The following is a 24,396-nucleotide window of genomic DNA, read 5'->3' as shown; positions in this document are numbered from 1 at the left end:
AGCCCTGAACCGATCTGAAATACTGCCAAGACGCTCGCAAAGAAGCGCGATGAGAACAAGGGAACAAGAAAAATGACCAAAGTCATCAAGAACGGCACCGTCGTCACCGCCGACCGCACGTGGAAGGCCGATGTGCTGTTCAGCCACGGCAAGATCGTCGCCATCGGCTCGGACCTGCATGGCGACCACGAGTTCGATGCCACCGGCTGCTACGTCATGCCGGGCGGCATCGACCCGCACACGCATCTCGAAATGCCGTTCATGGGCACCTATTCGGCCGATGATTTCGAATCCGGCACGCGCGCCGCCTTGGCCGGCGGCACCACCATGGTGGTCGATTTCTGCCTGCCGGCGCCGAAGCAGTCGCTGCTCGAAGCCTTGCAGATGTGGGACAACAAGACCTCCAAGGCGTCCTGCGACTACTCCTTCCACATGGCGATCACCTGGTGGGGCAAGCAAGTGTTCGACGAAATGGCTGATGTCGTCGACAGGGGCATCACCTCGTTCAAGCACTTCATGGCCTACAAGGGCGCGCTGATGGTCGACGACGATGAGATGTATGCGTCGTTCCAGCGCTGCGCCGACCTTGGCGCGCTGCCGCTGGTGCATGCCGAGAATGGCGACGTGGTTGCGGCACTCTCGCAGAAGCTGCTCGCCGCAGGCAACAACGGTCCCGAGGGCCATGCCTATTCGCGGCCGCCGGAAGTCGAAGGCGAAGCGACCAACCGCGCGATCATGATCGCCGACATGGCCGGCGTGCCGCTCTATGTCGTGCATGTCTCCTGCGAGCAGGCGCATGAGGCCATCCGCCGGGCGCGTCAGAAGGGCATGCGCGTGTTCGGCGAGCCGCTGATCCAGCACCTGACGCTGGACGAGAGCGAGTATTTCGACAAGGACTGGGACCATGCGGCGCGCCGCGTGATGAGCCCGCCCTTCCGCAACAAACTGCATCAGGATTCGCTGTGGGCCGGCCTGCAGGCCGGATCGCTGCAGGTGGTGGCGACCGACCACTGCGCCTTCACCACCAAGCAGAAGCGCAACGGCGTCGGCGATTTCACCAAGATCCCGAACGGCACCGGCGGGCTTGAAGACCGCATGCCGGTGCTGTGGACCACCGGTGTCAACACCGGCCGGCTGACGATGAACGAGTTCGTCGCGGTGACCTCGACCAACATCGCCAAGATCCTCAACATGTATCCGAAAAAGGGCGCAATCGTCGAAGGCGCCGACGCCGACATCGTCGTCTGGGATCCCAGCGCCAAGAAGAGGATTTCCTCGAAGAAGCAGCAGTCGGTCATCGACTACAATGTCTTCGAGGGGTTCGAGGTGACCGGCCTGCCGCGCTTCGTGTTTTCGCGTGGCGAACTGTCGATCCAGGAGGCTGAGGTGAAGGCCAAGCCTGGTCATGGCGAGTTCGTCGCCCGCGAGCCGAATGCGGCGGTCAACCGGGCGCTGTCGACGTGGAAGGAAATTTCCGCGCCGCGCAAGGTCGAACGCACCGGCATCCCGGCGACCGGGGTTTGAGCTTGGCGCGTTCGGCCGCGCTCATTTCGTTGGTCTTGGCGGCAATTGCCGCTGGCCCGGCGGCAGCCGGCGGCGTGCTGGCCGGCTCCTGGGGCAATGATGTCGGCTGTGCCGGCGTCAAGGCCGGTTATCAGGACAGTGACGCTTATATCGTGCTGACCGCCGAAGGCATCGAGACCTATGGCAGCGGCTGCCGGTTCGCGCGGCAATTGACGCCGGTACTGGGCTCGCAATCGCTCAGTTCGACCTGCTCCGCCGAGGGCGAAGCGGAGACGACGATCGAAACAGTCGTGGTCACCAACAAGGGGAAGGATGGTTTCTTCGTCACCATCCCCGGTCTTGAGGAAATGGGGCCGCTGCAATCATGTTCGTGACGTTTTGGGGGTGAGCATGCGTGGTTTTGGTCTGTCTGTTGCGATGGTTCTCGTGCTGGCCGCGGGGCAAGCCTCGGCGGCGGGCATCGATCTGTCCAAGCCCTATGGCAACAAGTCCGGCTGCATCAACAAGAACGGCCAGGAAGTCTATGCGGAAGACATGCTGCTGCTGAACGATACGGAATTCATCACCGCGACCAGCGCCTGCACCTTTACCGATAAGAAGACGCAGGCTGACGGTTCGCTGGTGGTGAAGTCAATGTGCGAGGCAGAAGGCGAGGATGGTCAGTCGCCGATACAGTTCACCATCAAGCGCAGTCCCAAGAACGCCAAGAAGCTGGTGATCGCGGATGAGGATGGCACTGTGTACGGGGAAGTGTCTCGGTGCCGTTGACGCGCAAGTTCCCATCGACTCCGTCGGTTTCAGGCGACGAGCGCATCCAGTTCCGGCAACAGCACGACGCTTTCCTGTTCGTTGGGATCGGTGCGAGCAATGACGGCCGAAGACGGGGCGCCGCTCAGATTGGCCGGCAGATGCGGCACGCCGGCGGGAATGTAGAAAAGGTCGCCAGCCTTGACGACGATATGATGCTCGAGCCGTTCGCCATACCACGTATGGACTTCGCCGGAGAGGACATAGATCGCCGTCTCATGGCTCTCATGCATGTGCGCCTTGGCGCGGGCGCCGGGTGGCAGGGTGAGCAGATGCATGCAGATGCCGGAGGCACCGACGGTTTCGGCGGCGATGCCGGCGAAATAGGTCAATCCCTGCTTGCCTTCATAAGTGCTTTCAGGGCGGATAAGATGACAAGTGGGTTTGGGCGACATCGGGAAACTCCGGGCGTCGATTGAATGCGGACAAGACCAATGGGACAGGGCGAGTGGAAAACAACATCGCGATAAAAGCAATCGGATTCCAGCCGGCGCCGCAGGGACGGGACCAGGCAGGCGGCAGCCGATGACAGGGACCTCGCCAGCCGTCGTCGCGGCAAGCAAACTCGGACTGACCTTCCAGACCAATGACGGGCCGGTGCAGGCGCTGTCCAATGTCGATCTCACCATCGGCAAGGGAGAATTCGTCTCCTTCATCGGGCCTTCTGGCTGCGGCAAGACCACGCTGCTGCGTGTCATCGCCGATCTGGAGAAGCCGACCTCGGGGACGATTTCGGTCAATGGCATGACGCCCGAACAGGCACGCGAGAAACGCGCTTATGGCTATGTCTTCCAGGCAGCGGCGTTGTTTGCCTGGCGCACCATCGAGCGCAATGTCGGGCTGCCGCTGGAGATCATGGGCCTGTCCAAGGCGGAACAGGCGCAGCGCATCAAGCGCACGCTCGACCTCGTCAACCTCTTGGGGTTCGAAAAGAAGTATCCCTGGCAATTGTCGGGCGGCATGCAGCAGCGCGCCTCGATCGCACGCGCGCTGGCCTTCGATGCCGACCTCCTGCTGATGGACGAGCCGTTCGGCGCGCTGGACGAGATCGTGCGCGACCACCTCAATGAGCAATTGCTGGAACTGTGGGGACGGACCAACAAGACCATCTGCTTCGTCACCCACTCCATTCCCGAAGCCGTCTACCTGTCGACGCGCATCGTCGTCATGTCGCCGCGCCCAGGCCGCGTCAGCGATGTGATCGAATCGACGCTGCCGAAAGAACGGCCGCTCGACATCCGCGAGACGCCGGAATTTCTGGCGATCGCGGCGCGGGTGCGCGACGGGCTGCGGGCAGGGCATAGTTATGATGATTGAGGGGATGCCGGACGAGGTTCCTCCTCTCCCCAGCGGGGAGAGGGTGGCCGGAGCGAAGCGGAGGTCGGGTGAGGGGGTGGCCACCCGCGCCTTCGTCATCCTAGGGCGGAGCCAACGCGAAGCGGCGAGCGCAGACCCTAGGATGACGAAGGCGTGGTTGGCCGTTCCCGCTACGCACACCCCTTTGCGGCTGCTCCGCCCTAGGATGACGAACGCGTGGTGGGTCGCTCGCGTTACGCAGAGCGCACGCCTATCTGGCGAGGCCTGCTAATGGACACCTTCCGCGACAAGCTCATTCCCGTGACCTCGATCCTCGCTGGCGTGGTCGTGCTCTGGTATGTCTTCGCCGTCATCCTCAACACGCCGTTCCAGCGCGATCTCGACCGCCGCGCCGGTGAAACACATACCTTGAGCGAGTTCATCGGCAAGACGCTGGCGCAGCCGAAGCCGACACTGCCGGCACCGCATCAGGTGGCGGTGAATTTCTTCGAAAACACCTTCCTGCGGCCCGTCACCTCCAGTCGCAGCCTCGTCTACAATGCCTGGGTGACGCTGTCGTCGACGCTGCTCGGCTTTGCTTTCGGCACGGCGCTCGGCATCATCATCGCTGTCGGCATCGTGCATGTGGCGACGCTCGACCGCAGCCTGATGCCCTGGATCATCGCCTCACAGACTATTCCCATCCTGGCGGTGGCGCCAATGATCATCGTCGTGCTGGCGGCGGTCGGCATCACCGGCCTGATCCCGAAGGCGATGATCTCGACCTATCTGTCGTTCTTCCCGGTGACCGTGGGCATGGTGAAAGGGCTGCGTTCGCCCGAGATCATGCATCTCGATCTGATGCACACCTACAATGCCAGCCTTGCGCAGACCTTCTGGAAATTGCGCGTGCCGGCCTCGGTGCCGTTCCTGTTCACCTCGATGAAGGTGGCGGTGGCGGCGAGCCTGGTCGGCGCCATCGTCGGCGAACTGCCGACCGGTGCGGTCGCCGGCATCGGCGCCAAGCTTCTGGCAGGCGCCTATTACAGCCAGTCCATCGACATCTGGTCGGCGCTGGTCGCCGGTTCGGTGGTGGCGGCACTTCTGGTCATGGTCGTCGGCATCGCCGGACGCATCGTCGACCGCGCCATGGGCGGGAGGCCGGCATGAACTGGCTGAAACCTTCGTGGCAAGCAGTACTGGCCATCGTGCTGTGCCTGTTCGCGGTGGCGCTCGGCGCGATGTCGAGCCCGGAAGCGGCGGCACTTGCCGACCCGACAGCCAGCTTCGACTACCCCTATCTCGGAACCAAGGGCTTGATGCTCGGCCTGGCGGTGCTGGCGGCGCTGATCTCGATGGCCAGGATTCCTCCTCTTGCGGAAGCGGTGGTGCTGTTTGTCGGCGCCCACCTCGTCGCCTGGCTGCTGATATCGGGCATTACAGGTTTCGAGGGCACCGCACTGGCGCCGTACTTCCTGCTGCTCGCGGCCGCATGGCTGCTTGGCTGGCGCTGCGTGGCGGTGCTGTCGTCATTGCGTCCTTTAGCCAGTTGGGCACGGACGGGGTTGCGCCTGATCATCCCGGCCATCTTCGGCGCCTGGATCCTGATCATCTGGGAAACGGTGACGCGAGGCGCGGGCATCCCCTTCATCCTGTTGCCGCCGCCTAGCGCCATCGGCGTGCGCATCGCCGGTTCGCTGCCTGTACTCGGCGCCGATGTCCGCCAGACCATCTTCAAGGCAGTTGTCTTCGGCTATGTCGTGGGCAGCAGCGCCGGCTTCATCGCCGCGGTGCTCGCCGACCGCGTGCCGTTCCTGCGGCGCGGGCTGCTGCCGATCGGCAACATGGTCTCGGCGCTGCCGATCATCGGCGTAGCACCGATCATGGTCATGTGGTTCGGCTTCGACTGGCAGTCCAAGGCGGCGGTGGTCATCATCATGACCTTCTTCCCGATGCTGGTGAACACGGTCGCCGGCCTTACCGCCTCCGGCCATATGGAGCGCGACCTGATGCGCACCTATGCGTCGGGTTACTGGCAGACGCTGCTGAAGCTCAGGCTGCCGGCAGCCGCGCCTTTCATCTTCAACGCGCTGAAGATCAACTCGACGCTGGCGCTGATCGGCGCCATCGTCGCCGAGTTCTTCGGCACGCCTGTCGTCGGCATGGGCTTCCGCATCTCGACCGAGGTCGGGCGGATGAACATCGACATGGTCTGGGCCGAAATCGCAGTTGCAGCACTTGCGGGTTCGGTCTTTTATGGCGTGGTCGCTCTTGTCGAAAGAGCCGTCACGTTTTGGCATCCCTCTGTCCGTGGTGGATAGGGCGGTGGGTTTAAGGGCACTAACTTCAGAGGGTAATAAAATGAAAAGACTGATTATTCCTGTTCTGGCCGGCGCGATGTCGCTTGCCGCTTTCCAGGCAATGGCCGCCGACAAGGTGACGTTGCAGCTGAAATGGGTCACTCAGGCCCAGTTTGCCGGCTACTATGTCGCCAAGGCCAAGGGTTTCTACGAGGCCGAAGGCCTCGACGTCGAGATCAAGCCGGGCGGCCCGGACATCGCGCCCGAGCAGGTGATCGCCGGCGGCGGCGCCGACGTCATCGTCGACTGGATGGGCGGTGCGCTGGCCGCCCGCGAAAAGGGCGTGCCGCTGGTCAACATCGCCCAGCCGTTCAAGAAGGCCGGCATGGAACTTGTCTGCCCGAAGGACGGACCGATCAAGACCGAAGCCGACTTCAAGGGCCACACGCTCGGCGTCTGGTTCTTCGGCAATGAATATCCGTTCTACGCCTGGATGAACAAGCTCGGCCTCAAGACCGACGGCGGCCCGGACGGTGTCACCGTGCTCAAGCAGAGCTTCGACGTGCAGCCGCTGATCCAGAAGCAGGCGGATTGCATCTCGGTCATGACCTACAACGAATACTGGCAGTTGATCGACGCCGGCTACAAGCCGGAGCAGTTGACCGTGTTCAACTACTCGGCGATGGGCAATGATCTGCTCGAGGACGGGCTCTATGCGTCGGAAGACAAGCTCAAGGATCCGGCTTTCGAAGACAAGATGGTGCGTTTCGTGCGCGCCTCGATGAAGGGCTGGAAATACGCCATCGACAACAATGATGAAGCCGCAGGCATCGTCATGGACGCAGGCGGCCAGGACGAGAACCACCAGAAGCGCATGATGAGCGAAGTCGCCAAGCTGGTCGACAATGCCGACGGCAAGCTGGACCCGGCAACCTACGAGCGCACCGCCAAGGCGCTGCTCGACCAGAAGATCATCACCAAGGAGCCGACCGGCGCCTACACCACCGCCATCACCGACAAGGCGGTGAAGTAAGCCTAGTCAGCGACACACCGATCTCGAAAGCGGCGCCTCCGGCAAGAATGTCAGAGGCGCCGTTCCTTTATGGTGTTCATGACGAAGCTGGTCTCGATCGAGGCGACGCATTTCAGCCGCGCGATCTTTTCCTTGATGAAGCGCTCGTACTGTTCGAGGCTTCCCGTCACCACCTTCAGCACATAGTCGCGCGAACCGGTGACGAGGTGGCATTCCAGCACCTCCTCCCAGCCGCGGATCGCGTCCTCGAACATGACGATCTCGTCCTCGTTCTGGCGGCCGAGCCGGATGGTGGCGATGGCGACCATGCTCCAGCCGAAGGCTGAGGGATCGACCAGCGTGGTGTAGCCCCTGATGACGCCGGTTTCCTCCAGCCGCCGCACCCGCCGCAGGCAAGGCGAGGGCGACAAGCCGATCCGTTCGGCAAGCTCGTTGTTGGTGATGCGGGCGTCCGCCTGCAGCTCACGCAGGATCCTGCGGTCGAAATCATCGGCTATCTTCTGCTGCACTTTCGGTCTCTCCAGGCAATTTGTTGCGGGAATGCAGCCATGCGAGCCGAAGAATAGCAAGGACTGGCCGATCGGGATCGCATAAATTGCCGCGACACTCCTCGAGAAAGGCAGGAAAGATCATGACCGCGCCACGCCCGTCGAAAACCCATATCGGCAACCACAAGCTCCATCCGGAGACGCTGATGCTGAGCTATGGCTTCGATCCGCAGCTTTCGGAGGGCGCCGTCAAGCCGCCGGTGTTCCTGACCTCGACCTTCGTGTTCAAGTCGGCGGAGGAGGGACGCGACTTCTTCGACTACACGTCCGGGCGCAAGGAGCCGCCGAGCGGCACGGCGTCCGGCCTGGTCTATTCGCGCTTCAACCATCCCAACAGCGAGATCGTCGAGGACCGGCTGGCGGTCTACGAGGGGACGGATGCCTGCATCCTGTTTTCGTCTGGCATGTCGGCGATCGCCACCACACTGCTCGCCTATGCCCGTCCGGGCGACGTCATCCTGCATTCGCAGCCGCTTTACGGCGGCACGGAGACGCTTCTGACGCGCACGCTTTCCGGTTTCGGCATCGGCGCTGTCGGCTTCGCGGATGGCGTCGACGAGACGGCTGTGCGCGCGGCTAGCGACGCGGCCGTCGCGAAAGGCCGCGTGTCGGTCATCCTGATCGAGACGCCGTCGAATCCGACCAACAGCCTGGTCGATATCGCGCTGATGCGGACGATCGCCGACGAGATCGGCGCGGCCCAAGGGTCGACGCCGATCGTCGTCTGCGACAACACATTGCTCGGCCCGGTTTTCCAGCGGCCGATCGAACACGGCGCCGATGTCTCCGTCTATTCGCTGACCAAATATGTCGGTGGCCACTCCGACCTGATCGCGGGTGCCGCCATGGGCAGCAAGAGGGTCACCAAGCCGATCAAGGCGCTGCGCGGCGCGATCGGCACGCAGCTTGACCCGCATTCCTGCTGGATGCTCGGCCGCTCGTTGGAGACGCTGTCGATCCGCATGGAGCGGGCCAACGACAATGCGCGGCTGGTCGCCGAATTCCTGCGCGATCATGCCAAGGTCGAGAAGGTGCATTATCTGCCGTTCCTGGGCGAGGATACGCCGGCAGGCCTTGTCTACAGGGCACAATGCAGCGGCGCCGGCTCGACTTTCTCCTTCGACATCAGGGGCGGGGAGAAGGCGGCCTTCGCCTTTCTCAACGGGCTGCAGATATTCAAGCTGGCGGTGAGCCTCGGCGGAACGGAATCGCTGGCCAGTCATCCCGCGGCCATGACCCATTCGGGAATTCCGTTCGACGTGCGCCAGCGCATCGGCGTGCTGGAGACCACGGTCAGGCTGTCGATCGGTGTCGAGCACCCCGACGATCTGATCGCCGACCTGACGCAGGCGCTGGCGGCGGTCTGACGGGGTCACCTGCCCTGGAATCCGGGAAGGGCGAGCGATCGGATTCTCTTATCGGCCATCACAAAAGCGTGTGGTGGGATACATTTCGATGCTCAGCCGTTGCGTTACCGCATGCGCGCGCCGGGAGGCGCGACGGATGCGACATCCCAATCGGAGGTTCTTCATGCGCAACCTATCCTTCTTCCCGGCGCTTTCGGCGCTGGCCATTTCGACCGCGTTCCTGTTCGCATCGCCGGCTCTGGCCGCCACGGAAAAGTTCAAGGCGACGCTCGACGGCGGCCAGCAAAACCCGCCCGTCACCACGAAGGGCAAGGGCACGGCCACTTTCACGTTCGACACGGCCAAGAAGAAGCTCAACTGGAACGTCAAATATTCCGGCCTCAGCGGACCAGCAACGGGCGCGCACATTCACGGCCCGGCGGCGATGGGGGCAAACGCCGACCCGGTCATCCCATTCAAAAAGCTCAAGAGCCCGATCAGGGGATCTGAAACGTTGACGGATGCGCAGGCGGCTGACCTGGAGGCAGGCAAATATTACGTCAACATCCATACATCAGCCAACCAGGACGGCGAGATCCGCGGCCAGATCGAAAAGGCGAAGTAGGATTCCGAGAGAAAGGGGCGGGTGACCGCCCCTTTTTCATCAGGCCTTGTCGCGAATCTGGGTCATCGTCTTGGTCGGCGTGATTGCCTCGGGGTCGAGCCTGATTTCGACGATCGCCGGCTTGCCGCTGGCACGGGCACGCTCGAAGGCCGGGGCGAATTCGGCGGTCTTCTCGACGGTTTCGCCGTGACCGCCATAGGCACGGGCCAATGCCGCGAAGTCAGGATTCTTCAAATCAGTAGCGACGACGCGGCCGGGATATTCGCGCTCCTGATGCATGCGGATGGTGCCGTAGATGCCGTTGTTGACGACGACGACGACGATCGGCAGGTCATATTGCACGGCGGTGGCGAATTCCTGCCCGTTCATCAGGAAGCAGCCGTCGCCGGCGAAGGCGACCACGGTGCGGTCCGGAAACAGCTCTTTGGCGGCGACCGCCGCAGGTGTGCCATAGCCCATCGAGCCTGAGGTCGGTGCGCCTTGCGTGGCAAAGCGGCGGAAGCGGTGGAAACGATGCACCCAGGTGGCGTAATTGCCGGCGCCGTTGGTGAGGATGGCGTCGTCGGGCAACATCTTTTCCAGATAGTTCATGATCGGCCCCATCTGGACCGAGCCGGGGCCGCTTTCCGGCGGCGTCGACCAGTCGAGATAGGCGGCATGCAGCTTTGGCGTCTCGGCTGCCCAGGTCGGCGAGGCCGGCTTGCGCTTGGCGAAAGCCTCGACGAAGGCGGAGGGCGAAGCGTTGATCGCCAGTGTTGGCCGGTAGACGCGGCCGAGTTCGCCGGCGTCGGCATGGACATGGACCAGCGCCTGGTCGGGGTAGGGGCTTTTCAGCAGCGTGTAGTCGGACGACGGCATTTCGCCCATGCGGCCACCGATCAGCAGCACCAGATCGGCCTGCTTGATCGCTGTCGCCAGCTTCGGGTTGATGCCGATGCCGACATCGCCGGCATAGTTCGGATGCAGATGATCGAACAGCATCTGGCGGCGGAAGGAGCAGCCGATTGGCAGCGACCACGCCTCGGCGATCGTGCGCATTTGTGCAACCGCCTCGGCATCCCAGCGCGTGCCGCCGAGGATAACGAAAGGCCGCTTGGCCTTGGCCAACAATTTCTCCAGCGCGTCGAGTTCGGCTTCGCCGGCCCGCGTTTCGACCGGCGTGTGCGGCAAGGCGATGGGTGCCTCTACGACGCTTGTCAGCATGTCTTCCGGCAGCGAGATGACGACCGGGCCGGGGCGGCCGGATGTCGCCACCGCGAAGGCGCGGGTGACGAATTCGGGGATGCGCGAGGCGTCGTCGATCTCGACCACCCATTTGGCGATATCGCCAAAAAAGCGCTTATAGTCGACTTCCTGGAAGGCCTCGCGCTCCTTGGCGTGGCTGGCGACCTGGCCGATGAACAGGATGACGGGTATCGAATCCTGCATGGCGATGTGGATGCCGGCCGAGGCGTTGGTGGCGCCGGGGCCGCGGGTGACGAAGCAGATGCCGGGTTTGCCGGTCAGGCGGCCGTGACAATCGGCCATCATGGCAGCACCGCCTTCCTGGCGGCAGACTATGGTGCGGATCGCTGAATCGTGCAGCGCGTCGAGCACCGCCAGATAGGATTCACCCGGCACGCAATAGATGCGGTCGGTGCCGTTGGCTTCGAGCGCATCGACGATCAGTTGTCCGCCGGTCTTCATTGTCCAGACTTCTCCAGTTCGGCAAGGATCTCTTGCGTGTGCTCGCCCAGGCGCGGCGAGGGGCGCTCATAGACCAGCGGCGTGCCCGACATGACCATCGGTGCGCGCACCGACGGCAGAAGGTTGCCGTGGCCATCGTCGAGGTCGAGCCGCATGCCGCGCGCGATTGTCTGCGGATCGGCGAACATCTGGCCGATCGTGTTGATCGGGCTGGCCGGCACGCTCGCCGCTTCCAGCCTTGCCAGCAGCGGATCGCGATCAAAAACCTTCAGCGCCTCGATGATGCGTTCGCGCAGCCTGACCCGGTTGGCGACCCGGGCAGGATTGGTGGCGAAGTCGGGATTTGCAGGTAGATCGTCCAGCCCGACGGCAGCGCAGAATTTGGCGAACTGGCCGTCATTGCCGACCGCCAGGATGATGTGGCCATCCCTGACCGGCACCACTTCGTAAGGGGCGATGTTCATATGCGCATTGCCCATCTGCACCGGTGACTTGCCGGAGACGAGATAATTCAAATTCTGGTTGCCGAGCGCCGAGATCTGGGTGTCGAAAAGCGACATGTCGATATGCTGGCCTTCGCCGGTCCGTTCGGCATGGCGCAGTGCCGCCTGGATGGCGATGACCGAATAAAGGCCGGTGAAGATGTCCGAGATGGCGACGCCGGCTTTTTGCGGCTCGCGGCCGACCTCGCCGGTGATCGACATCATGCCGGCCATGGCCTGGATAATGAAGTCGTAGCCGGCGCGTGGGGCGTAAGGTCCGTCCTGGCCAAAGCCGGTGATCGAGCAATAGACGAGGCGCGGGTTGATCTTGCGTAGGCTGTCATAGTCGAGGCCGTACTTCTTCAGGCCGCCGAGCTTGAAGTTTTCGATCAGCACATCCGAAGTCGCGACCAGCCTGCGCACGGTCTCAGCGCCCTCCGGCGTCGAGAAGTCGATGGCGATGGAGCGCTTGCCGCGATTACAGGAATGGTAGTAAGCGGCCGACAGGTTCTCGCCGTCCTTGCCCATGACGAAGGGCGGGCCCCATTTGCGGGTGTCATCGCCACCATCGGGGCTTTCCACCTTGATGACATCGGCGCCAAGATCGGCAAGCAATTGCCCGGCCCAAGGCCCGGCAAGGATGCGGGCGAGTTCAACGACGCGGACGCCTTTCAGCGGGGGTTCGGCCATAAATCACCGTGGTTGCTGCAATCACCTTGATTGCTGCGAATGCAGAGCCTCTACCAAGCCCTGCAATGGCTGTCACGGCTCTTGCGATAGGCCAATCCCTTCAACCCTTCAGCACGCCGTCGGCCCAAGTCGCAAAATCGTTCATGATGATGTCGCGATTCACCTCGTTCAGGCTTTCGTGGCGGGTGTCGGCGTAAACCTTTGAAACGAGATTCGAAAAACCCATTCCGCGCATGCGATCGGCAAGATGGGTGATCCCTTTGCCGTAGTCCGATGCGGGATCCTTCTCGCCACCGACGATGCCGATGCGGAGATCGCGCCGGATACCGGCAAAGCCGGCATCCCTGCCGCCATTCAGCGCCATGCCGACGACGTCGCGCCACATCGACACCGAGGCATCCCAGCCGCACAGGGGATCGGCGATGTATTTCGCCACTTCCGCTTCGTCGCGCGACAGCCAGTCGAACAATGTGCGGTGGTTGGGCACCGCCTTGCCCCAGGCCTGGAAGGTGAGTTTCGGCAACAGCCGGGACGGAACATCCGAGCCCAGCCGGAACCGTTCCCAGGCAAGGATGCCGAGCGCCAGCTGGCCGAGCAGGCCAGCTGAGAAATTGCCGTTCCAGATCGCGGCGGCATGAACGCGCGACGAGTGGCGCAGCAGGTAGTTCAGCGCCACGGACGCACCCATCGAATGACCAAACAGGATGACCGGCCGGTTCGGCTGTTCGCTGGCGATGACATCGTGAATGGCGTCGACGTCGGCGATCACCTTGGCCGGACCGTCCTTGCCCGCGAACCTGCCGAGCGGGGCATCGGGGGCCTTGGTCGCACCGTGGCCACGATGATCGTGGACATAGACGTGGAAGCCGCGTGCCCCGAGGAAATCGGCGAAGCGGGCATAGCGCGCGGCGTGCTCGGCTAGCCCGTGATTGATCTGGACGACGGCACGTGCCCGGCCATCGGCCTGCCTGACGAAAAGATTGAGGTCGGCCCCGGTCGGCGAGGCAACCACGCGCTGCTGGCTGAATGACATGCCGCTCGGTCTCCAGGCTCTGGCCACCACCGTGGCGCCGGCTTTGTTTGCGCCGGTGCCGGTTGTGCGTCAATCCGCCCTGCCTGCTTTCGCAGACCATGTTTCTTGCGTTTGGCCAGCAAAATATCGCAATTCTGACATGGAGACAGCTTCAGTCTGTCGCCCACTTCTTCAGCCGGGGATTTTCCATGCGCATTGCTGTCGTTTTCGGATTGGCCACGTTGGCGGCGTCGCTGGCCGGGGCGGCGCGTGCCGACGTCAAGATGAGCGGCTCCTTTGTCGCCGACGCGGCCTGTCCGGCGACGCAAGCCATCAAGAACGGCAAGAACCCCGGCAATGTCTCGACTGATGCCGGACAGAGCTACCAGCTGCTTGCCGGCAATAAGGAGGCGCCGACGCATTATCTGATCCTGGTGCCGGGCGCCGATCCGGAGCGCCGCTGGGTGAAGGTCACCTGCGGCCATGTCTCCGGGAGCAGCGCGGTGACGGTGCCGGCCGCACCGGGTGGGCAAGGCAAGCCGGCGGCATCGGGAAAACCCGAATACGTGTTCGCGCTGAGCTGGCAGCCGGCCTTTTGCGAAACCAAGTCGAACAAGACCGAATGCAAGGCGCAGAGTGCCAACGACTTCGACGCGACGCATTTCACCTTGCACGGCCTGTGGCCGCAGCCGAACGGCAATTTCTATTGCCAGGCGACGGCGGGCGATAAGGCCAACGACAATCCGGCTCACTGGAAGGACCTGCCGCCGGTCAATCTGGACGCGGGCACACGCACGGAACTCGACAAGGTGATGCCGGGGACAGCTTCGAAGCTCGAACGGCATGAGTGGATCAAGCACGGCACCTGCTACGGCAAGAGCCAGCAGGAATACTTCTCCGACGCGCTTAGTCTGATGCGGGCGGTGAACGGCTCGCCGGTCCGCGATCTCTTTGCCAAGAACATCGGCGGCAAGCTGACGGCGGACCAGATCCGCGGCGCCTTCGACACTGCCTTCGGCGCGGGAGCAGGGGACCGCGTGCGCGTGTCCTGCGTCATCGATCCGTCGAGCGGCCGGCGGCTGATCGGCGAGTTGACACTCGGCCTTGCTGGCTCGATCGGTCCCAACAGCTCGCTGAAGGATCTGCTGCTGGCTTCGGTGCCGACCAACAAGGCCGGCTGCCCGACCGGCACGGTCGATGCGATTGGGTTCCAGTAAGCGCGGGCTCCGGGCGGTACCGGCAGCGCGCACTTGTCCACGTGACCGGCCAGATATGGCAAAAGCGATTGCCGTTCGCCGCCGCATCGCCTACATAGCGGCCAACCTCCACTCAATTCGACAAATCCAGTCAGTTTTCTGGATCAGTCAGTTTTTCAGGGAAAGCGCGCGTGGCACGCCAGTTCATCTATCACATGGCCGGCCTCAACAAGGCCTACGGCACCAAGAAGGTGCTCGAGAACATCCATCTGTCCTTCTATCCGGACGCCAAGATCGGCATCCTCGGCCCCAACGGGTCGGGCAAGTCGACGATCCTCAAGATCATGGCTGGGCTCGACAAAGAGTGGAACGGCGAAGCCTGGCTGGCTGAAGGCGCCACCGTCGGCTACCTGGCGCAGGAGCCGGCGCTCGATCCGAGCAAGACCGTGTTCGAAAACATCATGGAAGGCGTCGCCGCCAAGACCGCCATCATCGAGCGCTACAACGAATTGATGATGAACTATTCCGACGAGACGGCCGACGAGTCGGCCAAGCTCCAGGACGAGATGGACCGGCTCAACCTGTGGGATCTCGAACAGCAGGTCGAGATGGCGATGGAAGCGCTGGGCTGCCCGCCCAAGGATTCGGAAGTCACCAAGCTTTCGGGCGGCGAGCGCCGCCGGGTAGCGCTTTGCCAGCTCTTGCTGCGCCAGCCCGACCTTCTGCTGCTCGACGAACCGACTAACCATCTCGACGCCGAAACCACGGCGTGGCTGGAAAAGCACCTGCGTGCCTATCCGGGCGCCGTGATGATCATCACCCACGATCGCTACTTCCTCGACAATGTCACCGGCTGGATCCTCGAACTCGACCGTGGTCGCGGCATTCCCTATGAGGGCAACTACACCAAGTACCTCGAAGCCAAGGCCAAGCGCCTCAAGCAGGAAGGCCGCGAGGATGATGCCCGCCAGCGCGCCATCGGCCGCGAGCGCGAGTGGATCCAGTCGAGCCCGAAGGCGCGTCAGACCAAGTCCAAGGCGCGTATCCAGGCGTTCCAGGATCTGCTGGATGCAGCCGACAAGCGGCGTCCAAGCGATACGCAGATCGTCATTCCGCATGGCGAGCGGCTCGGCAATGTGGTGATCGAGGCGGAGGGCCTGTCGAAGGGCTTTGGCGACACGCTCTTGATCGACGGCCTGGAATTCAAGCTGCCGCCCGGCGGCATCGTCGGCGTCATCGGCCCGAACGGCGCCGGCAAGACGACGCTGTTCCGTATGATCACCGGCCAGGAAAAGCCGGACGCGGGCTCCGTGCGCGTCGGCGAGACGGTCAAGCTCGGCTATGTCGACCAGAGCCGCGATGCGCTCGATCCGTCAAAGACCGTGTGGGAAGAGATTTCCGGCGGCGCCGAAGTGGTCAAGCTTGGCAAGTTCGAGGCCAACACGCGTGCTTATTGCGCGTCGTTCAACTTCCGTGGCGGCGACCAGCAGCAGAAGGTCGGCAATCTGTCCGGCGGCCAGCGCAACCGCGTGCACTTGGCCAAGATGCTGAAGACCGGCGGCAACGTGCTGCTGCTCGACGAACCGACCAACGATCTCGATACGGAAACGCTGGCGGCACTCGAAGACGCGCTGGAAAACTTCGGCGGCTGCGCGGTCATCATCTCGCACGATCGCATGTTCCTCGACCGCCTGGCGACGCACATCCTCGCCTTCGAGGGGGACAGCCATGTCGAATGGTTCGAGGGCAATTTCGAGGATTACGAGCAGGACAAGATCCGCCGGCTTGGGCCCGATGCCGTAAACCCGCACCGCATGACCTACAAGAGGCTGACGCGGTAGAGGAACAGTTCCGTTGCGGGAGATCGTCGTTTGACCTAAATTGGGTTGACGGAGCTTTCCATGATCACAGTCAAACTGCCGCAAAAGACCGAAAAGCTGCTGGCCGACATGGCCGAGGCCAGTGGCCGTACGACCGATCAGGTCGCCGTCGACGCGATTCTCGAGGCCATCGAGGATTGGCAGGACTCCAGGATTGCCGAGGAACGGGTCAGGAATGACGACGGCGTTCGTATCCCGCTGGAGGAGATGATCCGCCAGCTCGAACTTCGTGAAAGCGACGAGCGTAGCAAGAAGCCTGCCGCTGAATGACTTGGCGTGTCGAGTTCACGCCGCGCGCTAAAAAGGATATTGAACGGCTTTCGACGAAGGACCAGCGCCGTGTCCTCGAATTCCTCGCCGGGCGAGTTTCGGCGCATCCCGATCCAAGAGTTCTTGCCAAACGCCTGACCGCAACCAAAGAAGAAGCTTGGCGGTTTCGCGTCGGCGACCACCGGATCATCGTCCAGTTCTGGGATAGCCGCCTTGTCGTCCTGGTCGTGGAAATAGGCAACCGTCGCGAGGTCTATCGATGAACAGCAGCGCTGTTTCGCAAAAGCCCGATTGGTCCGCCGCCCAATATCTGAAATTCGAGGACGAGCGCACGCGGCCGGCGCGTGATCTCGTGGCACAGGTGCCGGTGGATTTCCCGCGCCGGGTGGTCGATATCGGCTGCGGGCCGGGCAATTCGACCGAGCTGCTGGTCGAGCGCTGGCCGGATGCGCGGGTGAGCGGCTTCGACACGTCGCCCGACATGATCGAGAAGGCGAGGGCGCGTCTGCCCGAGGTCACCTTTGATCTGGCCGATGCATCGAAGTGGCAGCCGGCTGAGCCGGTCGACGTGATCTTCGCCAATGCGGTGTTCCAGTGGCTGCCCGAGCATCCCGCGGTGTTCCAGCGGCTGATGGGCTTCCTGGCGCCGGGCGGCGCCTTGACCGTCCAGATGCCCGACAATATGGGCGAGGACTCGCACCGCCTGATGCGGGAAACCGCCGCCGAAATGCCGTTTGCCGCCAAGATGAAGGGCGCGGTGCGCGCGCCCTTGCCGCCGGTGTCGTTCTATTATGACCTTCTGTCGCCGCTCAGCGATCGGCTGGACATCTGGCACACGATCTACAACCACCCGCTTGCCGACGCCGAAGCGATCGTCGAATGGGTGAAATCGACCGGCTTGAAGCCCTTTGTCGACCCGCTCGATGCGGACGAGAAGACGCTGTTCCTCGACAGCTATACGGCCAAGATCGCCAAGGCCTATCCGAAGACGGCGAGCGGCAAGGTGCTCTTGCGCTTTCCGCGCATCTTCATCGTCGCCAAGCGGGCCTGATTATCCACGTTGCACGACGCTCAATGCCGCCGCTTGACGGGGTTTCGCCGCCATGCGCATTTCATCCCGATGGGATGAAATGCCCGTGTGGCAGGTTGGGCCCGCGTGGCGGGGGTGATGACACCGAAAAAGATGCTCTTCGGCGGCGGCGTGTGCGCGGCGGCACTTCTGGCGTTCTCGATCTCGGCCGAGGCCAAGCGGGCGCGCTGCTTCACCAGCGATGACGGCTATTTTCCGTGCAGCTATCGCGCGATCGATGATGCCGGCAGCTTCCGCATCTCGGCGCCGGGCTATCCGACCTATGTCCTGGAGATCGACGAGCCGGGCTTTGCCTATGGCTATGTCAATCTCGGCCGCCGCAATGTGCCGCTGCCGGGGCAGTTCGTGCGCAGCCGCGACGACGGTGCCTGCTGGAACAACCCACAGACCAGCACCAAGCTGTGCGCCTGGTGAGTCCGGCTTAAGCCGGCGTAAACCGCCGCGGTGAGAAAACTGTTGCGCCGGAGCGTTCCGGCGCCCACATGGAGCCCGCAACGCCTGCGGATGGGACGGACTGGATATATGCATCGCGTCATCATCAGCGGCATCGGCGTAGAAATCCCTGAAGCCAAGATCACCAATGAAGAACTGGTCGCCAGCTTCAATGCCTGGGTCGACATGGAGAATGCGCGCCGTCTGGGCACCGGCGAGCCGCTGCTGCCGAAATCGGACAGCGACTTCATCGTTCACGCCTCGGGCGTGCGCACCCGGCATGTCATCGAGCGCGAGGGCATTCTCGATCCGACCCGGATGGCGCCACGCATTCCGGCACGGCCCGACGATGCGCTGTCGCTCGAAGCCGAGTTCGGTATCGCCTCGGCCAAGAAGGCTCTCGACCATGCTGGCCTAGAACCATCCGACATTGACCTGGTGATCTGCTCGGCCTCGCATCACCAGCGGCCCTATCCGGCGATCGCCGTCGAAATGCAGGAGGCGCTGGGCACCAAGGGTGCCGGGTTCGACATGGGGCTTGGCTGTTCGTCCGCTGCGGCGGCCCTTCACATGGCGGTGAATTTGGTGCGCTCGGGCGCGCACAAGCGCATTCTGGTGACGACGCCGGAAATTATCACCGGTCATCTCAATTTCCGCGACCGGCAGACGCATTTCATCTTCGGCGACGCCTCGGTGTCAATGGTGGTCGAAGGGCTGGCGCAGGGCGACAAGCGGCCGGGGCGCTTCGAGGTGCTCGACACGCGCATCTGGACGCAGATGTCGAACAACATCCGCACCAATCTGGGCTACCACACCCGCACCGCCCAGGACGATCCCTACATGATCAACCTGGAAGGCAATCTGATCAAGCAGGTCGGCAACAAGGTGTTCAAGGAAGTCACCGTCGCCGGGCAGAAGTTCATCGTGGAATTCCTCGCCGAGCATGGGCTGACGCCACAGGCGGTCAGGCGCTTCTGGCTGCATCAGGCCAATGCGCGGATGAACGCCATGATCCTGAAACTGTCATTCGGCCACGAGGTCGATCACGACCGCGCGCCGATGGTGCTTGAACGGCTGGGCAACACGGCGGGCGCCGGCGCCATCGTGGCGCTGTCGGAGAACCATGCCGACATGAAACCCGGCGATTTCGGCCTGATCTGCGCCTTTGGCGCGGGGTATTCGATTGGCGGCGCGCTGCTGAGGATGCTTTGAGCTTGTCGCGTCAGGCTGGCGCGAACGGCACCAGCATCGGCACTCGCCTGGCGTAGTCGTCATAGGCACTGCCCAACTCGCCGCGCAGGAAGCGTTCCTCGAGCTTTGCCTTCATGACGATGCCGATGGTCAGCAGGATGGCCCCGGCAACACCCCAGACAGTGCCTTTCGCCGCCATGGTGGCAAGGATGGCCAAAAGCAGTCCTGTGTAGATCGGATGGCGGACGAGGCCGTACGGGCCGGTGTCGACGACACGGTGCCCGACCTTGGCGGTGACAGTGCCCGACCACAAGCGGCCGAGATGCAGGCGCGCCCACCAGCAGAAGGCGAAGCCGACGGCAATCAGTGCGACGCAAATCCAGGCTTCGGCAAGGTTGGGGAACCACAGGCGAAGCCGGCCGACATAGTTATGCGCCGGAATGAAGAGCAGGATGGTGCCGATCATCAGAGCCACGCGGTAAGGCGCCTCGGCCCGGAAGCCGGCGCGCTTCTCGGCTTTGTCGGCCCAGAAGGCGGCAGCGGCCCACGACACCACCCAGATCAGCCAAAGCAGCGCGATTGCCGTCCCGGGACGCATGAGACCCTCCGCGGACTTGGTTCGAAGGCATCATCTAGCCGGCATAGCGCGGCAGCAATGCGGCGCTGTCTGGGAGTGGTTCCATTTCAGGCAGGAAGATCGTGACCCGCAACGGACCTCATTCATTGGGACAGCCAAACATCCACTGCACGCCGAAGGCGTCGACCAGCATGCCGAAGCTGGTTCCCCAATATTGCCTCGCCAGAGGGACGGTGATCCGGCCGCCCGAACTCATTCGGCCGAAAAGCTCCTGCATGGCGGCCAGGTCGTCGAACTCCAGCATCATGGCGGAGCCCTTCATCGGCTCCGCATCGTCATTATCGGAAGCGTGAAACAACACTCCCGCACCTTCGAACCGCGCGTGCAGGACCTTTCCGCGCATCGCTTCGGTTCGCACCGGCATGTCGTTGTCGCCCCAGCGCAGCAGGATCGTCCCTCGGCCAAGGCCGCACTGTTCGTAGAAGGCCAGTGCCGGCTCGCAATTGGTGGTGAAGAACAGGGAAGGGGAGAGCCGCATCGGTTAACTCCTGTTGATCGCAACGGACAGATCAGTGCGCGGCGGCGGTGGCGGCAGCGATGAGCGCCTCGCCGGAATATTGCCTGCTACCGATACCCCAGCCTCCGTCGGGTGCGTTGACGATGTTGATCCAGGTGTTTTCGGGCTGGTGCTCCGGCACGCAGAGATCGGCGACAATCGCGGCTGCAGCGATGATAAAGTCCTTGCGGGCTTCGACCGAGCCGAGACCGATGTTCGGCAGCTTCAACTCGACCATGACGACAGGCCGATTGACGCCGCCGGCGTAGATGCGATGGAGCGGCAGCACATGGACCGTGCCGCCGACGATCGCGGTGAAGAACGGATTGCCGGTGGCGCCCGAGGCTTCGATGAGGGCGCCGCTGAGACGCGGCAGGATCTCGCGCTCACCCGTCGGGGTCAGTATGCCTTCCGGCGCGGTCACGGTTATCGGCATTTGGCTCTCCATTTTGCTGGTTTCCATGGCTTTCCGACTGACATGTCTTCCGGCTTGCCATGTTTCGTATCGATTGGTACGTTATATCGAAAAGACGAGTCAATGGGTTTCGTATCGATCGCTATGAATACTTCGGAAAAGCCCCGTGGCGGCCGGCCGCGCGCATTCGATCCCGACCGGGCACTGGATGCGGCGATGCATCTGTTCTGGGAGCATGGCTATGAGGCGACGTCGCTGGCCATGCTGCGCGAGGCGATGGGACTGACGCCGCCGCAAATCTACAACGCCTTCACCGACAAGGAGACCTTGTTCCGCAAGGCGCTGACGCGCTACCACGAAACCGAGATTGGGTTTGCGCTGGAAGCGCTGAGCGCGCCGGTATCGACGCGGGAAGCGATCCGGCGGTTGCTGCTCGGCGCGGCGGAGGCGTATTCCAGGCCCGGCAAGCCTGGTGGCTGTCTGTTCGTCAGCGGCGCGTTGGCAGCCTCGCCACAGGCGCAAGCCATTGCCGATGAACTCAGAACCTATCGCAAGGCGAGTGAAGCGGCGATTGCAGATCGCCTGGCCAGGGGCAGGGCGGTGGGCGACCTGCCGGCGGACCTGTCGGTCGAGGGGTTCGCCAAATACCTGGCTGGCGTCATGAACGGCATGTCGATCCAGGCGCGGGATGGGGCTTCGGTCGAAGAGTTGCGCGTTTTGGCCCAAACCGCTCTTGCGGCCTTGCCGGCCGAAGGGCAAAACCAAGCGGCGTTATCCAAGGAATGAAGCCATGCTGAATCTCTTCCCCGAGGCTGAAAAGCCGGCCGAAATCATCCCCGCGCGAAAGCTTGTCGCCAAGACGGCAGCACTTTACGTGGCGCCATCGGATCATTTTCAGACGCGCCCGGTGGATGAATTGCGGCTGGGTTTCGACGGTATAGCGGGCGATTTCCATGCCGGGCAAACGCGGCGTTCGGGCGGGCGCGAACCCTGGTATCCGCGCGGCACAGAAATGCGCAACGAACGGCAATTGTCCATCGTGGCGGCGGATGAACTTGCCATCGTCGCCGAACGGATGGGCCTGGCCGAGATCAAGCCGGAATGGATTGGCGCCAATCTGGTGATCGAAGGCGTGCCGAACCTCTCCATGCTGTCGTCCGGTACGCTGCTGTTCTTCAAGGGCGGCGTGACGATCAAGGTCGACGCGCAGAACGGCCCCTGCCGTATCGCCGGCCGATCGATAGCCGAAAATACCGGAATGGCCGACATTGAAGCCGGCGCGTTGTTGTTCCCGAAGATGGCGAAGCGGCTGCGTGGCGTCGTCGCCTGGGTCGAGAAGCCGGGAACGATCAGCGTTGGCGAAGAGATTTCGGTGCGCGTGCCGGAGCAGTGGATCTATTCGGCATAGCTATGCGGCAACCAAAGGACAGGGGCTACGCCGCCGGGGCGGCGTAGCCCAGGCCCACTAGGCGTTAGCTTTGCGGTTCTTCCTGGCGCCTTGCGCCATAACGGAAACCTCATCCCACTTTTCCCAGGTGGCGATGCGGTTGGCGTATTCCTGTTTGATCATCGGCAGGCCGCCATCGCCCAAGAACACCCTGAGCGGCGGCTCGGCGGAGTCGACAATGGCCAGCATGGCCGGCCCGGTGGCCTCGGGATCGCCGGCGACCGAATTGGCGCGGCGCTCGGCCATCTTGGCGCGGGCGGGCGCGTAGGCCTCGATCGGTTGGGAGACCTTGGCCGACGGGCCGGCCCAGTCGGTGGAGAAACCGCCGGGTTCGACCAGCGTCACATGGATGCCGAATTCCGCGACCTCGATGCTCAGCGACTGGCTGAAGGCTTCCAGCGCCCATTTCGAGGCGTGGTAGAGGCCGAGCGAGGCAAAGGCATTGACGCCGCCGATCGACGAGATCTGGATGATGTGGCCGGACCGCTGCGCCCGCATGATCGGCAGTGCGGCCTGGGTGACCCACAGGGCGCCGAAGACATTGGTTTCGATCTGGTCGCGGGCTTCCTGTTCGCTGACCTCCTCGATGGCGCCGAAATGGCCGTAGCCGGCATTGTTGATGACGACGTCGAGCCGGCCGAAGCGCTTGTGCGCCTCGGCGACAGCGGCATCGACGGCTTTCTTGTCGGTGACGTCGAGCTTTATCGCGGCAATCTTGTCGCCGTATGTCTCGACGAGATCGGCGAGCGTGCCGGCATCGCGGGCGGTCGCCGCGACGCGGTCGCCACGGGCGAGCGCGGCCTCGGCCCAGACGCGGCCAAAGCCTTTCGACGATCCGGTGATGAACCAAACCTTGTTTGTCATGATGTAGAGTCCTTGCCCCTGCGGGCGTGATTTCGGATAAAAGCGGAGGCATCTCCGCTTTCGCCCATATACGGTCTATCGCGTGATTTTCCAGAGGAGAGGAAAATCTTTTTGAACAAAACGCCCGGTCGATCAGGGATAATTCACCTGAGACGACCATGCCGGGTCGTCGTGCTTCTCCCAGTAAAGTGCCATCAGCCGGGTGGTGATCGCGCCGATCTTGCCGTCCGCGACCCGGGCGCCGTCGATCTCCGTCACCGGCATGATGCCGCCGGCGGTAGAGGTGATGAAAACCTCGTCGGCGTCACGCAGCGCGGCGACGCTGACGTCGGCCGGGGCGGCAACAAGACCTTCCTCAGCGCAGAGATCGAAGACGGTGCGCCTTGTGATGCCGGGCAGAACGCCTGTGGCCGGGGTCGACAGTTTGCCGTCCTTGACGCGGAAGACGTTGAAGCCCGGACCTTCGGCGACATTGCCGTTGAAGTCGAGGATCAACGCGGTCTCGGCGCCGCGGTCGTAGGCGTCGTAGAGACCGCGCACCAGATCGAGCCAGTGGTAGTTCTTGATCGCCGGGTCGATCGAGGCCGGCGGGATGCGCACCTTGTCGCTGATGGCGACACGCAGGCCGCGCCGCAACTGCTCGGCATTGGCGACCGAGCCGAACGGCACCGCGAACGCCATGAAGCGGTTGACCGCCTGGCGCGGATCGCGGCTGAAGGTGGGAGAGGCGCCGCGCGTGCACAGCATTTCGACATAGGCGGCGCGATGGCCGGACAGCGCCACGCAATTGTGCAGGATTTCGGTCACGCCTTCGCGGTCGAAGGGGATCGTCATGCGCAGCTTTTCCAGCCCGCCGAAGAAGCGGTCGAGATGCAAATCGAGGCGGAAGAAGCGACCGTTCCAAACATGCACGGTGTCGTAGGTGGCGTCGGAATGCAGAAAACCCCAGTCCAGCACCGAGATCTTGGCTTGCGACATCGGCAGGTATTGGCCGTCGAGGAAAGCGACGCCCTCGGGGTAGGAATGCGGGTCGATGTGGCGAACGCCAACCACGGGCAGTTGCTTCTCGTCCATCGTCTGCCTCATTGGAGCCCCCTGTCGCGCAAGGCGAGGTCAGCAGGCTAGCGGT

At 63.2% G+C, this 24,396-nt stretch carries 28 protein-coding genes; 18 read left to right on the top strand and 10 right to left on the bottom strand.

Translation table 11 applies throughout. From position 1 onward, the window contains the following. Positions 1–72 precede the first annotated feature (72 nt). Genes hydA through NKG99_RS06540 form a run of 3 tightly spaced genes read left to right on the top strand, consistent with a single transcriptional unit; the run spans position 73 to position 2,292 of the window. Positions 73–1,524: a dihydropyrimidinase gene (gene hydA, locus NKG99_RS06550; RefSeq protein WP_352865463.1), complete on the top strand. Its 1,452-nt coding sequence runs from the start codon at positions 73–75 to the stop codon at positions 1,522–1,524. Between the two features lie 2 nt (positions 1,525–1,526). Beyond that, positions 1,527–1,898 (top strand): hypothetical protein, encoded by a 372-nt coding sequence (locus NKG99_RS06545; protein ID WP_352865460.1) that lies wholly within the window; start codon positions 1,527–1,529, stop codon positions 1,896–1,898. Positions 1,899–1,914: 16 nt separating this feature from the next. Next, positions 1,915–2,292 carry a hypothetical protein gene (locus tag NKG99_RS06540; RefSeq protein ID WP_352865458.1) on the top strand — a complete coding sequence of 126 codons (378 nt, stop codon included), beginning with the start codon at positions 1,915–1,917 and terminating at the stop codon, positions 2,290–2,292. A 29-nt stretch (positions 2,293–2,321) separates the two neighbouring features. On the opposite strand, the gene NKG99_RS06535 is transcribed toward NKG99_RS06540, so the two are convergent. Beyond that, a complete protein-coding gene (locus NKG99_RS06535; protein WP_352865457.1) occupies positions 2,322–2,726 on the bottom strand; it encodes a cupin domain-containing protein in 405 nt (134 codons plus the stop codon). A gap of 130 nt (positions 2,727–2,856) precedes the next feature. On the opposite strand from NKG99_RS06535, the gene NKG99_RS06530 reads away from it, so the two are divergent. The 4 genes from NKG99_RS06530 to NKG99_RS06515 all read left to right on the top strand — a co-directional run bounded on the left by NKG99_RS06530 (position 2,857) and on the right by NKG99_RS06515 (position 6,960). Next, entirely contained in the window at positions 2,857–3,648 is a 792-nt protein-coding gene (locus tag NKG99_RS06530) for an ABC transporter ATP-binding protein (RefSeq protein ID WP_352865454.1), read from the top strand. Between the two features lie 270 nt (positions 3,649–3,918). Continuing rightward, positions 3,919–4,797 carry an ABC transporter permease gene (locus NKG99_RS06525; protein WP_352865452.1) on the top strand — a complete coding sequence of 293 codons (879 nt, stop codon included), beginning with the start codon at positions 3,919–3,921 and terminating at the stop codon, positions 4,795–4,797. Beyond that, the gene (locus NKG99_RS06520; RefSeq protein WP_352865450.1) at positions 4,794–5,948 is read left to right on the top strand and encodes an ABC transporter permease; all 1,155 of its coding nucleotides are present in this window, start codon (positions 4,794–4,796) and stop codon (positions 5,946–5,948) included. Before NKG99_RS06525 ends, NKG99_RS06520 begins: the two co-directional genes overlap by 4 nt. Before the next feature lie 40 nt (positions 5,949–5,988). Then, a complete protein-coding gene (locus tag NKG99_RS06515; protein ID WP_352865448.1) occupies positions 5,989–6,960 on the top strand; it encodes an ABC transporter substrate-binding protein in 972 nt (323 codons plus the stop codon). Positions 6,961–7,010: 50 nt separating this feature from the next. Here NKG99_RS06515 and NKG99_RS06510 read toward each other — a convergent pair whose 3' ends face one another. Then, positions 7,011–7,469 carry an Lrp/AsnC family transcriptional regulator gene (locus tag NKG99_RS06510; protein ID WP_352865446.1) on the bottom strand — a complete coding sequence of 153 codons (459 nt, stop codon included), beginning with the start codon at positions 7,467–7,469 and terminating at the stop codon, positions 7,011–7,013. Positions 7,470–7,591: 122 nt separating this feature from the next. On the opposite strand from NKG99_RS06510, the gene NKG99_RS06505 reads away from it, so the two are divergent. Further along, positions 7,592–8,875, top strand: a complete 1,284-nt coding sequence (locus tag NKG99_RS06505; protein ID WP_352865444.1) for a cystathionine gamma-synthase family protein — start codon at positions 7,592–7,594, stop codon at positions 8,873–8,875. 163 nt (positions 8,876–9,038) lie between these two features. Next, positions 9,039–9,479 (top strand): CHRD domain-containing protein, encoded by a 441-nt coding sequence (locus NKG99_RS06500; RefSeq protein WP_352865441.1) that lies wholly within the window; start codon positions 9,039–9,041, stop codon positions 9,477–9,479. 39 nt (positions 9,480–9,518) lie between these two features. Here the strand turns inward: NKG99_RS06500 and NKG99_RS06495 are convergent, their stop codons facing one another. The 3 genes from NKG99_RS06495 to NKG99_RS06485 all read right to left on the bottom strand — a co-directional run bounded on the left by NKG99_RS06495 (position 9,519) and on the right by NKG99_RS06485 (position 13,370). Continuing rightward, positions 9,519–11,165: a thiamine pyrophosphate-binding protein gene (locus NKG99_RS06495; protein ID WP_352865439.1), complete on the bottom strand. Its 1,647-nt coding sequence runs from the start codon at positions 11,163–11,165 to the stop codon at positions 9,519–9,521. Continuing rightward, the gene (locus tag NKG99_RS06490; protein ID WP_352865436.1) at positions 11,162–12,337 is read right to left on the bottom strand and encodes a CaiB/BaiF CoA transferase family protein; all 1,176 of its coding nucleotides are present in this window, start codon (positions 12,335–12,337) and stop codon (positions 11,162–11,164) included. The genes NKG99_RS06495 and NKG99_RS06490 overlap by 4 nt, the downstream gene beginning before the upstream one ends. Before the next feature lie 100 nt (positions 12,338–12,437). After that, positions 12,438–13,370, bottom strand: a complete 933-nt coding sequence (locus tag NKG99_RS06485; RefSeq protein ID WP_352865433.1) for an alpha/beta fold hydrolase — start codon at positions 13,368–13,370, stop codon at positions 12,438–12,440. Positions 13,371–13,558: 188 nt separating this feature from the next. On the opposite strand from NKG99_RS06485, the gene NKG99_RS06480 reads away from it, so the two are divergent. From NKG99_RS06480 to NKG99_RS06450, 7 genes are all read left to right on the top strand, one after another. Continuing rightward, positions 13,559–14,566, top strand: coding sequence for a ribonuclease T2 family protein (locus NKG99_RS06480; RefSeq protein WP_352865430.1), 1,008 nt, complete (start codon positions 13,559–13,561; stop codon positions 14,564–14,566). Between the two features lie 170 nt (positions 14,567–14,736). After that, positions 14,737–16,386, top strand: a complete 1,650-nt coding sequence (ettA, locus tag NKG99_RS06475) for an energy-dependent translational throttle protein EttA (RefSeq protein WP_352865427.1) — start codon at positions 14,737–14,739, stop codon at positions 16,384–16,386. A gap of 60 nt (positions 16,387–16,446) precedes the next feature. After that, complete coding sequence (locus NKG99_RS06470; protein ID WP_352865424.1) at positions 16,447–16,695, top strand: DUF6290 family protein; 249 nt, start codon at positions 16,447–16,449, stop codon at positions 16,693–16,695. Further along, the gene (locus tag NKG99_RS06465) at positions 16,692–16,958 is read left to right on the top strand and encodes a type II toxin-antitoxin system RelE family toxin (protein ID WP_352865421.1); all 267 of its coding nucleotides are present in this window, start codon (positions 16,692–16,694) and stop codon (positions 16,956–16,958) included. Before NKG99_RS06470 ends, NKG99_RS06465 begins: the two co-directional genes overlap by 4 nt. Further along, positions 16,955–17,746, top strand: coding sequence for a trans-aconitate 2-methyltransferase (gene tam / locus NKG99_RS06460; RefSeq protein ID WP_352865418.1), 792 nt, complete (start codon positions 16,955–16,957; stop codon positions 17,744–17,746). The genes NKG99_RS06465 and tam overlap by 4 nt, the downstream gene beginning before the upstream one ends. A gap of 117 nt (positions 17,747–17,863) precedes the next feature. Then, on the top strand, positions 17,864–18,199 hold the full coding sequence (locus NKG99_RS06455; RefSeq protein ID WP_352865415.1) for a hypothetical protein: 336 nt from the start codon (positions 17,864–17,866) through the stop codon (positions 18,197–18,199). 108 nt (positions 18,200–18,307) lie between these two features. Beyond that, positions 18,308–19,429, top strand: coding sequence for a beta-ketoacyl-ACP synthase III (locus tag NKG99_RS06450; protein WP_352865412.1), 1,122 nt, complete (start codon positions 18,308–18,310; stop codon positions 19,427–19,429). 10 nt (positions 19,430–19,439) lie between these two features. Here the strand turns inward: NKG99_RS06450 and NKG99_RS06445 are convergent, their stop codons facing one another. The 3 genes from NKG99_RS06445 to NKG99_RS06435 all read right to left on the bottom strand — a co-directional run bounded on the left by NKG99_RS06445 (position 19,440) and on the right by NKG99_RS06435 (position 20,977). After that, the gene (locus tag NKG99_RS06445; RefSeq protein WP_352865410.1) at positions 19,440–20,006 is read right to left on the bottom strand and encodes a methyltransferase family protein; all 567 of its coding nucleotides are present in this window, start codon (positions 20,004–20,006) and stop codon (positions 19,440–19,442) included. A gap of 118 nt (positions 20,007–20,124) precedes the next feature. Next, on the bottom strand, positions 20,125–20,523 hold the full coding sequence (locus tag NKG99_RS06440) for a VOC family protein (RefSeq protein ID WP_352865407.1): 399 nt from the start codon (positions 20,521–20,523) through the stop codon (positions 20,125–20,127). A 31-nt stretch (positions 20,524–20,554) separates the two neighbouring features. Continuing rightward, the gene (locus NKG99_RS06435; RefSeq protein WP_352865405.1) at positions 20,555–20,977 is read right to left on the bottom strand and encodes a hypothetical protein; all 423 of its coding nucleotides are present in this window, start codon (positions 20,975–20,977) and stop codon (positions 20,555–20,557) included. A gap of 102 nt (positions 20,978–21,079) precedes the next feature. Here NKG99_RS06435 and NKG99_RS06430 point away from each other — a divergent pair, with 102 nt between their 5' ends. Both NKG99_RS06430 and NKG99_RS06425 read left to right on the top strand, forming a co-directional pair. Then, positions 21,080–21,742, top strand: a complete 663-nt coding sequence (locus NKG99_RS06430; RefSeq protein WP_352865402.1) for a TetR/AcrR family transcriptional regulator — start codon at positions 21,080–21,082, stop codon at positions 21,740–21,742. 4 nt (positions 21,743–21,746) lie between these two features. Beyond that, entirely contained in the window at positions 21,747–22,364 is a 618-nt protein-coding gene (locus tag NKG99_RS06425; RefSeq protein WP_352865400.1) for an MOSC domain-containing protein, read from the top strand. Between the two features lie 57 nt (positions 22,365–22,421). On the opposite strand, the gene NKG99_RS06420 is transcribed toward NKG99_RS06425, so the two are convergent. Then, positions 22,422–23,267 carry an SDR family oxidoreductase gene (locus NKG99_RS06420; protein ID WP_352865398.1) on the bottom strand — a complete coding sequence of 282 codons (846 nt, stop codon included), beginning with the start codon at positions 23,265–23,267 and terminating at the stop codon, positions 22,422–22,424. Between the two features lie 132 nt (positions 23,268–23,399). Further along, positions 23,400–24,353: a D-amino acid aminotransferase gene (locus NKG99_RS06415; protein ID WP_352865395.1), complete on the bottom strand. Its 954-nt coding sequence runs from the start codon at positions 24,351–24,353 to the stop codon at positions 23,400–23,402. Between the last annotated feature and the right edge of the window lie 43 nt (positions 24,354–24,396).

Source organism: Mesorhizobium sp. M1409 (assembly GCF_040317535.1).
In the GTDB taxonomy this organism is placed as follows: Bacteria; Pseudomonadota; Alphaproteobacteria; order Rhizobiales; family Rhizobiaceae; genus Mesorhizobium.
The sequence above is the reverse complement of the archived record's forward strand: the minus strand, read 5'-3'. Positions and strand labels throughout refer to the sequence as shown.

Coding starts and splice junctions, on each gene's coding strand:
- NKG99_RS06445 (WP_352865410.1), bottom strand. CDS start 20,006: ATGCGTCCCGGGACGGCAATCGCGCTGCTTTGGCTGATCTGGGTGGTG.
- NKG99_RS06500 (WP_352865441.1), top strand. CDS start 9,039: ATGCGCAACCTATCCTTCTTCCCGGCGCTTTCGGCGCTGGCCATTTCG.
- tam (WP_352865418.1), top strand. CDS start 16,955: ATGAACAGCAGCGCTGTTTCGCAAAAGCCCGATTGGTCCGCCGCCCAA.
- NKG99_RS06470 (WP_352865424.1), top strand. CDS start 16,447: ATGATCACAGTCAAACTGCCGCAAAAGACCGAAAAGCTGCTGGCCGAC.
- NKG99_RS06415 (WP_352865395.1), bottom strand. CDS start 24,353: ATGAGGCAGACGATGGACGAGAAGCAACTGCCCGTGGTTGGCGTTCGC.
- NKG99_RS06480 (WP_352865430.1), top strand. CDS start 13,559: ATGCGCATTGCTGTCGTTTTCGGATTGGCCACGTTGGCGGCGTCGCTG.
- NKG99_RS06450 (WP_352865412.1), top strand. CDS start 18,308: ATGCATCGCGTCATCATCAGCGGCATCGGCGTAGAAATCCCTGAAGCC.
- NKG99_RS06520 (WP_352865450.1), top strand. CDS start 4,794: ATGAACTGGCTGAAACCTTCGTGGCAAGCAGTACTGGCCATCGTGCTG.
- NKG99_RS06535 (WP_352865457.1), bottom strand. CDS start 2,726: ATGTCGCCCAAACCCACTTGTCATCTTATCCGCCCTGAAAGCACTTAT.
- NKG99_RS06465 (WP_352865421.1), top strand. CDS start 16,692: ATGACTTGGCGTGTCGAGTTCACGCCGCGCGCTAAAAAGGATATTGAA.
- NKG99_RS06425 (WP_352865400.1), top strand. CDS start 21,747: ATGCTGAATCTCTTCCCCGAGGCTGAAAAGCCGGCCGAAATCATCCCC.
- NKG99_RS06490 (WP_352865436.1), bottom strand. CDS start 12,337: ATGGCCGAACCCCCGCTGAAAGGCGTCCGCGTCGTTGAACTCGCCCGC.
- hydA (WP_352865463.1), top strand. CDS start 73: ATGACCAAAGTCATCAAGAACGGCACCGTCGTCACCGCCGACCGCACG.
- NKG99_RS06420 (WP_352865398.1), bottom strand. CDS start 23,267: ATGACAAACAAGGTTTGGTTCATCACCGGATCGTCGAAAGGCTTTGGC.
- NKG99_RS06505 (WP_352865444.1), top strand. CDS start 7,592: ATGACCGCGCCACGCCCGTCGAAAACCCATATCGGCAACCACAAGCTC.
- NKG99_RS06485 (WP_352865433.1), bottom strand. CDS start 13,370: ATGTCATTCAGCCAGCAGCGCGTGGTTGCCTCGCCGACCGGGGCCGAC.
- NKG99_RS06440 (WP_352865407.1), bottom strand. CDS start 20,523: ATGCGGCTCTCCCCTTCCCTGTTCTTCACCACCAATTGCGAGCCGGCA.
- NKG99_RS06435 (WP_352865405.1), bottom strand. CDS start 20,977: ATGCCGATAACCGTGACCGCGCCGGAAGGCATACTGACCCCGACGGGT.
- NKG99_RS06495 (WP_352865439.1), bottom strand. CDS start 11,165: ATGAAGACCGGCGGACAACTGATCGTCGATGCGCTCGAAGCCAACGGC.
- NKG99_RS06455 (WP_352865415.1), top strand. CDS start 17,864: ATGACACCGAAAAAGATGCTCTTCGGCGGCGGCGTGTGCGCGGCGGCA.
- NKG99_RS06430 (WP_352865402.1), top strand. CDS start 21,080: ATGGGTTTCGTATCGATCGCTATGAATACTTCGGAAAAGCCCCGTGGC.
- NKG99_RS06540 (WP_352865458.1), top strand. CDS start 1,915: ATGCGTGGTTTTGGTCTGTCTGTTGCGATGGTTCTCGTGCTGGCCGCG.
- NKG99_RS06515 (WP_352865448.1), top strand. CDS start 5,989: ATGAAAAGACTGATTATTCCTGTTCTGGCCGGCGCGATGTCGCTTGCC.
- NKG99_RS06525 (WP_352865452.1), top strand. CDS start 3,919: ATGGACACCTTCCGCGACAAGCTCATTCCCGTGACCTCGATCCTCGCT.
- NKG99_RS06530 (WP_352865454.1), top strand. CDS start 2,857: ATGACAGGGACCTCGCCAGCCGTCGTCGCGGCAAGCAAACTCGGACTG.